Below are 12,271 nucleotides of genomic sequence, written 5' to 3' on the forward strand. Positions count from 1 at the left end.
GTAGCTTGCTTTGCATTACTGACGCGACGCTAAGAGTTATGTTATAAAAACACCTTGGTAAAACGGCACCCTTTGCCGAGATATCCACTGACACTTACTAGGATACAAAAATGGTTACTTTTCACACTAATCACGGCGATATTGTTATTAAAACCTTTGATGATAAAGCGCCAATTACAGTTAAAAACTTCCTCGACTACTGTCGTGAAGGTTTCTACAGCAACACTATTTTCCACCGTGTGATTAATGGCTTCATGATTCAAGGCGGTGGCTTTGAGCCAGGCATGAATCAAAAAGCAACCAAAGATACTATTCAGAACGAAGCAAATAACGGCCTGAAAAATACCCGCGGTACCCTGGCAATGGCCCGTACTCAGGCACCACATTCTGCCAGCTCGCAGTTCTTCATCAACGTAGTTGATAACGACTTCCTGAACTTCAGCAGCGAAAGTATGCAAGGCTGGGGTTACTGCGTGTTCGCTGAAGTTGTGGAAGGTATGGATGTGGTTGATAAAATTAAAGGTGTTGCAACCGGCCGCAGCGGCATGCACCAGGACGTACCTAAAGAAGATGTCATTGTTCAAAGCGTAACTGTTAGCGAATAATGTCTACTCTGTTCATTGCAGATTTACATCTGTGTGATGAGGAACCGGCGCAAACCGCCGGTTTTCTTCGTTTTCTGACCCACCAGGCTAGCAGCGCCGATGCTCTTTATATTTTAGGCGATCTGTTTGAAAGCTGGATTGGTGATGACGATTCCACACCCTTGCACAGACAAATCGCCGCAGCAATAAAAAACCTGGTAGATTCCGGTGTCCCTTGCTATTTCATTCATGGCAATCGAGACTTCTTGCTTGGGAAACGCTTTGCCAGAATGAGCGGAATGATTCTGTTACCTGAACTGCAGGTGGTTAATCTTTATGGTCGCAACATGCTAATTATGCATGGCGATACACTCTGTACTGATGATACTGATTACCTGGCCTTTCGGGAAAAAGTCCATAAACCCTGGCTACAAACGCTTTTTCTGGCACTGCCACTGTTTTTTCGTCGTCGTATTGCGGCAAAAATGCGTGCCGGCAGTAAAGCAGCCAATAGCAGTAAATCACTGACCATTATGGATGTGAATCCACAAACGGTGGTGGATACGCTAACGCAGTATCAAGTGCAATGGTTAATCCACGGTCATACGCATCGCCCGGAAATTCATGAGCTGGTCGCCAACCAACAACCCGCCTTTCGCTGCGTGTTAGGGGCCTGGCATCATGAAGGTTCAATGATTAAAGTGACCCCGGAAGACGTCGAGCTAATTTCATTTCCTTTTTAGTTAATATCGTTTTTTTGCGTGTTTTGGCTCCGCGCAACCGTTTTCCTTCGGTAATGTTCGTGCTATTCTCTCAAGCCTTGTGACCGAATGCGCCGCGTTCGGTGATGTCTGCACACCCACAGGAGTTTTGAGACGCATGTCTTCTGAGCATACCCCGGCATCTATCGCCATTGTTATGGGTTCAAAAAGTGACTGGGCAACCATGCAGTTTGCCGCTGAAATCCTCACTGCCCTGAACATTCCTCACCATGTTGAAGTCGTCTCCGCACATCGTACCCCCGATAAACTGTTTAGCTTTGCTGAACAAGCTGAAGCTAACGGCTATCAGGCGATTATCGCGGGCGCTGGCGGGGCTGCACATCTTCCGGGCATGCTGGCGGCAAAAACGCTGGTTCCGGTATTGGGTGTTCCCGTACAAAGCGCGGCGTTGAGTGGGGTGGACAGTCTCTACTCTATCGTTCAGATGCCTCGCGGTATTCCGGTCGGTACACTGGCAATAGGTAAAGCGGGCGCTGCCAACGCAGCCTTGTTCGCAGCACAAATCCTCGCGTTGCATGATAAAACCCTGCACCAGCGCCTGGTGGAATGGCGTCAAAGCCAGACCGATGAAGTACTCGACAACCCGGATCCACGGGGTGAGGCATGAAACCGGTCTGCGTCTTAGGTAACGGCCAGCTTGGACGTATGCTGCGCCAGGCAGGTGAACCTCTGGGGATCGCAGTCTACCCGGTCGGGCTGGATGCAGAACCTGAAGCCGTTCCTTTTGCCCAAAGTGTGATCACCGCAGAAATTGAACGCTGGCCGGAAACGGCTTTAACCCGCGAACTGGCACTGCATAACGCTTTTGTAAACCGTGATGTCTTTCCGATTATTGCCGATCGTCTGACGCAAAAGCAGTTATTTGACCGACTGGGTCTGGCGACAGCCCCGTGGCAATTGCTGGAAAATGCTCAGCAATGGACCGAAGTGTTTAATACCCTGGGTTCTCTGGCAATAGTCAAACGACGCACTGGGGGCTATGACGGCCGGGGTCAGTGGCGATTACGCAGTGATGAAACCGCGCAGTTACCGGACGAGTGTTACGGTGAGTGTATTGTTGAACAAGGGATTAATTTCTCTGGTGAAGTTTCACTGGTGGGCGCCCGGGGACATGATGGCAGCACAGTATTTTATCCGCTGACCCACAACCTCCACCAGGAAGGTATTCTGCGTACCAGCGTCGTCTTCCCTTATGCTAATCGCGAGCATCAGGAGCAGGCTGAAGCTATGCTTAGCGCGATAATGAACGAGCTAAACTATGTTGGCGTGATGGCAATGGAGTGTTTTATCACCCCTGCCGGGCTGCTGATTAACGAGCTGGCACCAAGAGTACATAACAGCGGTCACTGGACGCAAAACGGCGCATCCATCAGCCAGTTTGAGCTGCATTTACGCGCCATTGTAGATTTACCGCTACCAAAACCGGTTGTTAATGCACCGTCAGTAATGATCAATCTGATCGGTACCGACCTCAATTATAACTGGTTGAAACTGCCGCTGGTTCACCTGCACTGGTATGATAAAACTGTCCATGCGGGCCGCAAAGTCGGGCACTTGAACCTGAATGACAGCGATACCTCACGTCTTATTGCTTCACTCGAGGCGTTAGTTCCGCTACTGCCGCCTGAGTATGCAAGCAGTATCGTTTGGGCACAACATCACTTAGCTAAATAACAGCAACTTTTGCACTGCTACATCAGCCCATACAATGATTACCTCAAGTAGTTTATTTTTCGGCTATTTGAGGTATCCAATCCTCCTCTTTTTTCTTCAGCTCGTCATTCAATTTCAGTTAGAAGTATATTGATACAGATCGACAGAGGTTCGCCCGGCTCAGCTATCGTTACAACGTAGCTAACCCCAAAACCCATATACCGTTCATCCTGAAGCGAGTCCTTGCACATGCGTTTGGCTCTCGCATGCTCTGACTTTAAAGCCTTTTCTGTACTATTAAGCCAGTTTAAGATCGCTTGCTACATGACTGACGCCTGGCGGGTATACCGAACACTGCTGGCTTCAACCAGCCATATTATAAATACGTATATTGTTGCACCCCATTTGGCCCCGGACAGCGCGGAAAAACCGGAGCGTACACGCGGTACATGTGGATTGTGAGCTGCCTGCGATCAGAATGGCAAATAAAATAGCCTGATGGATCGACTATAAGCATTCTCTGCCCACAAACAGCGGAGTTTTGTCAAAGTTATTCGGGAAACGGTTTTACTGTCAGCGTACCGCTCACAGGGTGGGTGCAACCATCCGATTACGGCACCTTACTGAGTAAGGTGCCGTCTACTATTCGAGCCTTGGTTAAGATAAATGTCAGAATGTCGTATATCAGGCCACAAAACGGCGGAACAACGCCTTACCTTTCAGTAACCTTAAGCCCAACCAACCACCACACAGTGAGAGTAAAATAGCACCGGTTACCGGTAAGATAACCCACAGTCGCCAGTCCGGCTGCCAAGGGAAGTCAAAGACCTTGGTTTGTAACAATCCCAGAGCCGTTTCAGCGCCCATCGCCGCAACCAGTCCTGATACCAGGCCCAGTAAGGCGAACTCCCACCATAGCGTGATCTGCAACAGTTTCTTGCCTGCACCAAGAGTACGGTAGACCACCAGTTCCTGATGACGCTGGCGCATACCGACCTGTACTTGCGCCAGTAACAGTAACAGACCACAAGCGGTGACCAGTACTACCATGAGTTCCAACGCCCGACTGACTTGCTCCAGTACCTGGCTTACTTGCTTAAGAATAGCGCCAATATCCAACAGGCCAACCGTTGGAAACTCCCGATTTAACTCGGTCAGCAGGCGATTATCCCCCTGCCAGCGGAAGCTGGTCAGTAAGCTTTGTGGCTGATTTTCCAGTGCACCCGGCGGGAAGATAAAGTAGAAATTCGGCCGCATACTTTCCCAGTCGACTTTACGCAGACTTGTCACTTTGGCAGAAAACGGCTGGGTATCCCCCATAAAGGTCAGGGTATCTCCCAGTTTGATATTCAGCCGGGCAGCCACCGCTTCGTCCATCGAGGTTTCACCCGCTTTTGGCGGCCAGTAACCGCTGGTTATCGGGTTATGCTCCGGTTTATGGCTCTGCCAGGTGAGGTTTAACTCACGGTTCAGAGCTTCGTCCGGGTTACCTTCTGTCGACTTACCATTAATCTCCGTCATACGCACCCGAACAATCGGATAGAAATTCTCCGTCTTCACGCCGTGACTGGTGAGGAAGGTTTTCACTGGCTCGGCCTGCTCAGGTGCAATATTGATCAGGAAGTAGTTCGGGCTTTCTTCTGGTAACTGCTGCTGCCAGCGATCCAATAAATCACCACGCAGTACTAACAGCAAAGCCAGCAACATAAAGGATAATGAGAAGGCGGCCAGCTGGCTGAGTGTTACCCAAGGCTGTCTTAATAAACGGTTTATCGCCAGTCGCAAAGCAAGATGCTTAACCGTCAGCACCCGCAATAACTTCAGCACAACAAAACCGATGCCCCCCGCCAATAGAGCCAGTACTAACATACCTGCAAGAACCGCCCACAGCAGCGTATTACCACCCATTAAAATTGCCAGCAGCGCGACGACAATACCTGCCATCACCGGCAGATAGATTTTCAGCGGCCAGAGATTAGCCACGGCATCCTGACGCAAAACACGTAATGGCTGAGTCGCCAGTAACAGACGATAAGGGCGGACCCCCACGAGGAATGAAATAGCGACCATCGATCCCATCGCCCATACCCAGGGCCAGAAACTGGCGGCAGGCAGGTCATTAGGCAGTACCGGTCTTAACATCTGCATCAGTAAGGATTCAAAGACCAGACCGATCAGACTTCCGGTAATGGCCGAGAGCAACAACAGCATAAACCACTGGCCAACAATCAGTTTAGCCAAAGCCACCCGACCCGCACCAAGCGTTTTTAGAATCGCTACCAGATCATAACGGCTACGGCAATAATGGCTCATCGCAACAGCAACCGCAGCAATCGCCAGCAACAGTGTCAGCAGCGCAGAAAGTAACAGAAACTGTTGCGCACGTTGCAATGATTTACCCAGCGCACCTTCGTCTTGCTCCATGCCAACCCAGCGCTGTTCAGGCTGTAACACTGGCAGTAAGAAGTTTTCATATTGCTCTAATTGTTCCGGCGTACCGGCAAACTTATAACGCCAGGAGATACGACTGCCCGGCTGAACTGCGCCGGTTTTTTCCACATCAGCCATATTCATCATCAAACGTGGAGCAAGCTGAAACGGATTAAATCCGGCATCAGGCTCCTGTAAAACTTCGCCAATAATACGCAGTTTCACGTCGCCGACATCGATACTGTCCCCGGATTTTAGATTTAACAGTGCCATTAAGCGAGGAGCCAGCAGCACGGTGCCAGGTTCAGCTTTCAGGCCTGGAGGCTGCGTGTTCAGGCTGCCATAGATAGGATAAGTTTCATCCACCGCTTTAACATCAGCCAGCTGTGGTGTATCACCGGCAAAAGTCATGGTCGCAAAAATCAGCTGTTTTCCAACCGTTAACCCCACTTTCGTCGCTTCGTTCAGCCATTCATCCGGTACTGCGCGTGGACTACGCAACACCCGGTCGCCCGCCATAAAATCACGGCTTTGCTGGGTCAGTCCTCGTTCCATGCGGTCACTGATACTGCCCAGCGCCAGCACGCAGGCAACGGCAAGGCTTAAGGCTAACCAGACAATAAGCAGCGCCGGGGAGCGCCACTCTCGCCAGAACCAACGTGCAATCATGCTTCCTCCCACAACTTACCGTCACGGACGCGCAAACGCCGGTCACAGCGCGCGGCAAGTTGTTCATCATGGGTAACCAGAATCAGCGTTGTCGCATTATCGCGGTTCAATGAAAACAGCAGCTCGGCAATACGATCCCCGGTCTGTCTGTCGAGATTTCCGGTAGGCTCATCGGCAAACAGCACGCCTGGACGGCCATTAAACGCACGGGCAAGTGCCACACGCTGCTGCTCCCCTCCCGATAGCTGGGCTGGCAGATGATGCAGGCGTTTACCAAGGCCTAACTCTTCCAGTAACGCTTTAGCCTGGGTGCGGCTGGCAGCATCATTTTCGCCACGTAATAGCGCGGGTAACTCGACATTTTCCAGCGCGCTCAGGGTCGGAACCAGCATAAAGGACTGGAAGACAAACCCGACATTACGTGCCCGTAAAGCCGCACGTTGTTCCTCATCCATTTTATGCAACGGTTGCCCCAGCAAGAAGACTTCACCGGCTGTACCATCATCGAGACCGGCAAGGATCGCCAGCAATGTCGATTTACCCGATCCTGACTCGCCTATCAGGGCAATCGTTTGTGCCGGTTTGACAAGTAGCTCAACTCCGGTAAGGATGGACAGCTCATGCTCCCCTTGACCTACGGATTTGCTAAGATGATGAACTTCAACACTGTATTCCGCTGGCATTTGCCCTTCCTGTTTCTGACCTTGATGACATTTCGTGTCGCTGCTGCTGACACCTTGTTAGTTTTGGGTGACAGTTTGAGTGCCGGTTACCGCATGGCGGCAAATAGCGCCTGGCCTGCTCTGCTCAACAAGCAATGGTCGCAGAAAAATATCCACGTTGTGAACGCCAGTATCAGTGGTGATACCGCAGCACAAGGGCTTTCTCGTCTGCCTGTCCTGCTGGAACAACATAAACCGCAATGGGTTTTGATTGAGCTTGGTGGTAACGATGGTCTGCGCGGTTTTCCTCCGCAAACGGTCGAAGACACCTTGCAACAAATCATCACACAAGTACAGGCAGCTGGCGCTAAACCATTACTGATGCAAATTAGACTACCTGCTAATTATGGTCGCCGTTACAATGAAGCTTTTAGCGCTATTTATCCGCAACTCGCTCAAAAATATGACCTTCCTTTGCTGCCCTTTTTTATGGAGCAAGTCTACCTGAAACCCGGGTGGATGCAGGATGATGGTATCCACCCAACGGCTGAGGCCCAGCCTTTTATCGCCGATTTGATGGCAAAAGAGCTGACACCTTTACTCAGTAAATAACCTCTTTACTGAAAGCCACATTCACTTTGATTTGGCAGGACTACCCATTGGATATCTGCGAAACCAGGACGGAATAGTTAACCATGACTAATACATTAACGGGGCATACTTCTGGTAAAGTTATGCAAAAGTCTATTTTAATCACCGGTTGTTCAAGCGGTATCGGCCTCGCCAGCGCTGAGCGACTCAAAACCGAAGGGTACCGGATCCTCGCTGCTTGTCGTAAGCCTGAAGATGTTGAGCGAATGAATCAGGCCGGTTTTACTGGTATTTTGCTGGATCTGGACTCAGAGCAGAGCATCCTGCAGGCGGCTGAACAGGTCATTGCTCTGACCGATAATCAATTATATGGTCTGTTTAATAACGCCGGATATGGCGTCTATGGCCCGTTAACGACGCTGAGTCGGGAGCAGTTTCAGCAGCAATTTTCGACCAACCTTTTTGGTCTTCACCAGCTAACGATGCTGCTATTACCGGCCATGCTGCCCCATCGAGAAGGGCGTATTGTTATGACCAGTTCGGTGATGGGCTTAGTGGCAACGCCAGGCCGTGGGGCCTATGCTGCCAGTAAATATGCCCTGGAAGCCTGGTCCGATACGCTGCGAATGGAGCTGTACCACTCCGGTATTCAGGTCAGCCTGATTGAACCCGGCCCAATCAGTACCCATTTTACCGCAAATGTTAACCAGACTCAGGCGGATAAACCGGTTCATAATCCCGGTATTGCCGCCCGCTTTACGCTGGGTCCGGATGCGGTTGCCAATAAGGTCTACCACGCATTTTCCAGTCCGAAAGCAAAATTACGTTATCCGGTAACGCTGGTTGCCCATGCCTTAAGCTGGCTGCGTCGCCTGCTGCCAGCCTGTCTGATGGATAAAATTTTACGGGGATGAGTTGAAGACCGCACACTCGTCCCCATTAAGAACTTAAATACTGAACTGAGAATCGCTTATGTCTACCGAACACATTATTAATATTACTGAAGCGAACCTACATCAAACGCTTGAGCAGTCAACGGTGAAACCGGTCCTGTTCTATTTTTGGTCTGCCCGTAGCCAGCACTGTGAGATGCTGACACCTGTTCTTGAAAGCTTGGCCGCGCAGTATCACGGCCAGTTTATTCTCGCCAAGCTAGACTGTGACGCCGAACAGATGATTGCTTCCCAGTTTGGCCTGCGTTCTATACCCACGGTTTATCTGTTCCAGAACGGACAGCCTGTTGATGGCTTCCAGGGGCCACAGCCAGAAGAAGCGATTCGCGCTCTGCTCGATAAAGTCCTGCCGCGTGAAGAAGAGATCAAAGCGCAGCAAGCAGCAGAGCTGATGGCCACAGGCAATCATGCAGAAGCTTTACCCCTGCTGAAAGATGCCTGGCAGCTTTCCAGTCAGAACAGTGAAATAGGCCTGATGCTGGCAGAAGTCCAAATCGCCCTGAATCGCAGCGAAGACGCTCAGGCAGTACTGCAAACTATCCCAATGCAGGATCAGGATAGTCGCTATCAAGGACTGCTGGCCCAGATTGAGCTACTTAAACAAGCTGCCGACACGCCCGAGATCCAGTTACTGCAAGAACAAGTTAAAAACGATCCGGAGAACGCTGCGATTGCCAGCCAGCTGGCGCTGCAACTGCATCAGGTTGGTCGAAATGAAGAAGCTCTTGAACTGCTCTACAGCCATTTGCAGAAAGACTTAACTGCGGGAGAAGGCCAGGTACGTAAAGTGTTTATGGATATTCTCGCCGCACTCGGTACCGGGGATGCGCTGGCCTCTAAATATCGTCGCTATATGTACGCTCTGCTGTATTAATCAGACTATTTAAATCAGCCAGATAAAATAACGGCCCTTTTCTTTTCAGGGCCGTTTTATCGTCAGTTATCTTGTAAATAACGCCATTTAGCCGCTTCAAAGCGTCTCAGGCCGGTCTCTTAAATGTTCAAGGACAATAACAATTAATTTAGCAAAACTTTTTAATTATTTATTGTAAAGCATGCTTATTTTAGAATAAAAAATAACAAGAAAGTATTTATTAAAACAGTGACTTCAACTGTTCTGAAAAAACTTATTTAAATAACTCTTGCGGAACAACCAATCACCCACACCAACAATTTGATATATAACCAAAATAATTAGAGTGAGTTGTAGATAATGCACCATCATAAACATCTTTGTGATGGTGTTTCCCCCTCTTCAACGACAAAAAAATTCTCTTATTTATCAAGAGCATCTATCTTTAATTTTCATTTTTAAAAATCAATATTTTTAATGGAGAAATATTTATTTGTGCCGTTATAATTTAACGCAATAAAAAAATAGCAATGGTAAACTAACACCTGAAGGGAAATATTGCTTCAGGTGATTAGACATATCTTTTTATAAAGTAAAACCGTCATTCGGAGACTATCTTTTTGAGAAAAAACCTTACAAAGGTGAGGTTATAATATATACTTTATAAAATTAAGGAATGAATATGTTTTTAGCTGGTTCGGAATGGTGCAGATACTATTTCAATTGCAGCCACACAAATCGCCACGGTTAAAAAAATACAGCGGAAAATACCATCCAGGCAGCCCATATTGCAAACCAGGCTTCTGACAGTGAGACCTCACAAACCAGTAGAGAACAGAGTGAAGGTATTCATCAGATAAACATCGCTGTCGGACAAATAGATACCACAACGCAACAGAATGCGGCTCTGGTTGAAGAATCTGCCGCTGCCGCATTTTCTTTACAAGCCCAGGCCTCTTCACTGACCGAAGCTGTCAGTGCATTTAAATTACTCACTGATGCCGAACAACAAGCGACATAATCAATGTTACAGGATAGATAGTCTCCATGCTCAGTCGGGCTTGGCACACTCTACCCTAAAGAGATGCCTCCATCTGAGACTGAAATCAATCTCTGGACGCTTTTTAACTGGCTTATGTTGCCAAGACAAGAGATGATTGTTTCAGCACTAATATATCCCGTCATACTTCAAATGATTTGGATAATGGATAAAACAATCAGGAGGTTTTAATGTTAGCTGTGATCCCTATTTTTATTGTTGTGGCACTGATTATCGTCTTTGCTGGCGTAAAAATTGTGCCTCAAGGATTCCAGTGGACGGTGGAGCGCTTTGGCCGTTATACCAAAACGCTGATGCCCGGCTTAAATCTGGTGGTGCCATTTATGGACCGGATAGGCCGCAAAATTAATATGATGGAGCAGGTGCTTGATATCCCTTCCCAGGAAGTTATCTCAAAAGATAACGCCAATGTGGCGATTGATGCCGTCTGCTTTATCCAAGTTATCGATGCACCACGTGCGGCTTACGAGGTCAGTAACCTCGAACTGGCGATCATTAACCTGACCATGACTAATATTCGTACGGTTCTGGGTTCCATGGAGCTGGATGAAATGCTCTCTCAGCGTGATAATATCAACACTCGCCTGCTACATATTGTCGATGAGGCCACCAACCCGTGGGGGATTAAAATCACCCGTATCGAAATTCGCGATGTTCGCCCGCCGGCAGAGCTGATTGATGCAATGAATGCCCAGATGAAAGCCGAGCGTACGAAACGCGCCTATATTCTGGAAGCTGAAGGTATTCGTCAGGCTGAAATTGTTAAAGCCGAAGGGGAAAAACAGTCGAAGATCCTGAAGGCGGAAGGCGAGCGTCAGTCTGCATTTTTAGAAGCTGAAGCCCGTGAGCGTAGTGCAGAAGCAGAAGCGCGAGCAACACAGATGGTTTCAGAAGCGATTGCTAAAGGGGATATTCAGGCAATTAACTACTTTGTTGCCCAGAAGTATACCGATGCGCTGCAGCAGATTGGTTCTGCCAATAACAGCAAAGTGGTCATGATGCCTCTGGATGCTACCAGCCTGATGGGCTCTATTGCCGGGGTCAGTGAGTTACTGGGCCAAAGCCAGATTGAGCGTAAAAAATGATAGGTTACCTTCTTGCCCAACCACATGCTTTCTGGCTGGCGCTGGGAGGCATATTACTGGTAGCAGAGATGCTCGGCACGTCAGGATATTTATTGTGGAGTGGTATCTCCGCCATCGTCACTGGCCTGCTGGTCTGGGTCCTGCCGCTCGGCTGGGAAGCTCAGGGCGTGTGCTTTGCAGTTCTGACGCTGGTGGCGGTTTTTCTTTGGTGGCGCTGGTTAAATCGTCGTAAGCAGCCCCCTCAGACTGAAGTTCTCAATCAGCGAGGACAACAGTTAGTGGGACGCAGGTTACGGCTGGACTCTGCCCTGGTAAATGGTCGCGGCAATATTCGCATCGGCGACAGTAGCTGGCCGGTAGTGGCAGACAGTGACCTGCCAGCTGACAGCGAAGTGATTGTTGTGGCGGTCGAAGGTATTTTATTAAAAATTCGCGCCAGCTAGTTTTTGTTACGCCCGCAGCCTGCCAGATTATCAATAATCGGGCAGGCTGCACTCTCATCTCCAGGGCAGGCTTGAGTCAGCGCCAATAACTGTTGATGCATATCTTGCAGCGCCTGGATTTGTTGCTCTATTTCCGCCACCTTATGCAGTGTTCTGGCCTTTACATCCGCGCTGTGTCGCGTCGGGTCATTAAACAGGTTCAGCAACTCCTGACACTCTTCCAGGTTAAACCCCACCAGCCGAGCCTTACGTAAGAAGGTCAGCTCATCCAGTTGCTTCTGACCATAAGTACGATAGCCGTTGTCTGCCCGGTAAGCTGCACTGACCAGCCCCTTTTGCTCATAAAAACGAATCGCTTTGCTGGTAAGCCCGGTTTTTTTGGCGACGTCGCTAATATTCATTTTTTCTCCTTGACCTTGACCTTACTGGAAGGTTTAACCTTCACTATAGTTAGCTGAAGTTTCAATTAGGGTCAATACTTCCCTTACCTTCCAAAAGGAGTTTAC

Annotated in this window: 12 protein-coding genes and 1 pseudogene; 10 read left to right on the forward strand and 3 right to left on the reverse strand. The window is 49.1% G+C overall.

The genetic code is table 11. The features are described from left to right. The first annotated feature begins 110 nt into the window (after positions 1 to 110). The 4 genes from ppiB (at position 111) to purK (ending at position 3,040) form a co-directional block, all read left to right on the forward strand. Positions 111 to 605: a peptidylprolyl isomerase B gene (gene ppiB / locus Q1A40_RS03670; protein WP_299998055.1), complete on the forward strand. Its 495-nt coding sequence runs from the start codon at positions 111 to 113 to the stop codon at positions 603 to 605. Beyond that, positions 605 to 1,327: a UDP-2,3-diacylglucosamine diphosphatase gene (lpxH, locus tag Q1A40_RS03675; RefSeq protein ID WP_299998057.1), complete on the forward strand. Its 723-nt coding sequence runs from the start codon at positions 605 to 607 to the stop codon at positions 1,325 to 1,327. The genes ppiB and lpxH overlap by 1 nt, the downstream gene beginning before the upstream one ends. A 136-nt stretch (positions 1,328 to 1,463) precedes the next feature. Next, positions 1,464 to 1,973, forward strand: coding sequence for a 5-(carboxyamino)imidazole ribonucleotide mutase (gene purE / locus Q1A40_RS03680; protein ID WP_299998059.1), 510 nt, complete (start codon positions 1,464 to 1,466; stop codon positions 1,971 to 1,973). Then, positions 1,970 to 3,040: a 5-(carboxyamino)imidazole ribonucleotide synthase gene (purK, locus tag Q1A40_RS03685; protein ID WP_299998061.1), complete on the forward strand. Its 1,071-nt coding sequence runs from the start codon at positions 1,970 to 1,972 to the stop codon at positions 3,038 to 3,040. Before purE ends, purK begins: the two co-directional genes overlap by 4 nt. Before the next feature lie 663 nt (positions 3,041 to 3,703). Here purK and ybbP read toward each other — a convergent pair. Then, entirely contained in the window at positions 3,704 to 6,118 is a 2,415-nt protein-coding gene (gene ybbP / locus Q1A40_RS03690) for a putative ABC transporter permease subunit YbbP (RefSeq protein WP_299998063.1), read from the reverse strand. Beyond that, complete coding sequence (gene ybbA, locus Q1A40_RS03695; protein WP_299998065.1) at positions 6,115 to 6,801, reverse strand: putative ABC transporter ATP-binding protein YbbA; 687 nt, start codon at positions 6,799 to 6,801, stop codon at positions 6,115 to 6,117. The genes ybbP and ybbA overlap by 4 nt, the downstream gene beginning before the upstream one ends. On the opposite strand from ybbA, the gene tesA reads away from it, so the two are divergent. The 6 genes and pseudogenes from tesA (at position 6,772) to Q1A40_RS03725 (ending at position 11,765) form a co-directional block, all read left to right on the forward strand. Further along, the gene (tesA, locus tag Q1A40_RS03700; RefSeq protein ID WP_299998333.1) at positions 6,772 to 7,392 is read left to right on the forward strand and encodes a multifunctional acyl-CoA thioesterase I/protease I/lysophospholipase L1; all 621 of its coding nucleotides are present in this window, start codon (positions 6,772 to 6,774) and stop codon (positions 7,390 to 7,392) included. The genes ybbA and tesA overlap by 30 nt on opposite strands. Before the next feature lie 83 nt (positions 7,393 to 7,475). Beyond that, the gene (locus tag Q1A40_RS03705) at positions 7,476 to 8,285 is read left to right on the forward strand and encodes an SDR family oxidoreductase (RefSeq protein WP_299998067.1); all 810 of its coding nucleotides are present in this window, start codon (positions 7,476 to 7,478) and stop codon (positions 8,283 to 8,285) included. Between the two features lie 58 nt (positions 8,286 to 8,343). Beyond that, positions 8,344 to 9,198: a co-chaperone YbbN gene (locus Q1A40_RS03710; protein ID WP_299998069.1), complete on the forward strand. Its 855-nt coding sequence runs from the start codon at positions 8,344 to 8,346 to the stop codon at positions 9,196 to 9,198. 787 nt (positions 9,199 to 9,985) lie between these two features. Beyond that, positions 9,986 to 10,198: pseudogene (locus Q1A40_RS03715) on the forward strand (methyl-accepting chemotaxis protein); the annotation flags it as partial. Between the two features lie 209 nt (positions 10,199 to 10,407). Next, positions 10,408 to 11,322 (forward strand): SPFH domain-containing protein, encoded by a 915-nt coding sequence (locus Q1A40_RS03720; protein WP_299998071.1) that lies wholly within the window; start codon positions 10,408 to 10,410, stop codon positions 11,320 to 11,322. Then, positions 11,319 to 11,765 (forward strand): NfeD family protein, encoded by a 447-nt coding sequence (locus tag Q1A40_RS03725; RefSeq protein WP_299998073.1) that lies wholly within the window; start codon positions 11,319 to 11,321, stop codon positions 11,763 to 11,765. Before Q1A40_RS03720 ends, Q1A40_RS03725 begins: the two co-directional genes overlap by 4 nt. Here Q1A40_RS03725 and cueR read toward each other — a convergent pair. Continuing rightward, positions 11,762 to 12,166: a Cu(I)-responsive transcriptional regulator gene (gene cueR / locus Q1A40_RS03730; RefSeq protein WP_299998075.1), complete on the reverse strand. Its 405-nt coding sequence runs from the start codon at positions 12,164 to 12,166 to the stop codon at positions 11,762 to 11,764. The genes Q1A40_RS03725 and cueR overlap by 4 nt on opposite strands. Between the last annotated feature and the right edge of the window lie 105 nt (positions 12,167 to 12,271).

Source organism: uncultured Cedecea sp., from assembly GCF_947498825.1.
Classification (GTDB): Bacteria; Pseudomonadota; Gammaproteobacteria; order Enterobacterales; family Enterobacteriaceae; genus JGM124.

Excerpts from the sequence above, each read along its gene's own strand:
- ppiB (WP_299998055.1), top strand. The coding sequence starts at position 111 with ATGGTTACTTTTCACACTAATCACGGCGATATTGTTATTAAAACCTTT.
- lpxH (WP_299998057.1), top strand. The coding sequence starts at position 605 with ATGTCTACTCTGTTCATTGCAGATTTACATCTGTGTGATGAGGAACCG.
- purE (WP_299998059.1), top strand. The coding sequence starts at position 1,464 with ATGTCTTCTGAGCATACCCCGGCATCTATCGCCATTGTTATGGGTTCA.
- purK (WP_299998061.1), top strand. The coding sequence starts at position 1,970 with ATGAAACCGGTCTGCGTCTTAGGTAACGGCCAGCTTGGACGTATGCTG.
- ybbP (WP_299998063.1), bottom strand. The coding sequence starts at position 6,118 with ATGATTGCACGTTGGTTCTGGCGAGAGTGGCGCTCCCCGGCGCTGCTT.
- tesA (WP_299998333.1), top strand. The coding sequence starts at position 6,772 with ATGAACTTCAACACTGTATTCCGCTGGCATTTGCCCTTCCTGTTTCTG.
- ybbA (WP_299998065.1), bottom strand. The coding sequence starts at position 6,801 with ATGCCAGCGGAATACAGTGTTGAAGTTCATCATCTTAGCAAATCCGTA.
- Q1A40_RS03705 (WP_299998067.1), top strand. The coding sequence starts at position 7,476 with ATGACTAATACATTAACGGGGCATACTTCTGGTAAAGTTATGCAAAAG.
- Q1A40_RS03710 (WP_299998069.1), top strand. The coding sequence starts at position 8,344 with ATGTCTACCGAACACATTATTAATATTACTGAAGCGAACCTACATCAA.
- Q1A40_RS03720 (WP_299998071.1), top strand. The coding sequence starts at position 10,408 with ATGTTAGCTGTGATCCCTATTTTTATTGTTGTGGCACTGATTATCGTC.
- Q1A40_RS03725 (WP_299998073.1), top strand. The coding sequence starts at position 11,319 with ATGATAGGTTACCTTCTTGCCCAACCACATGCTTTCTGGCTGGCGCTG.
- cueR (WP_299998075.1), bottom strand. The coding sequence starts at position 12,166 with ATGAATATTAGCGACGTCGCCAAAAAAACCGGGCTTACCAGCAAAGCG.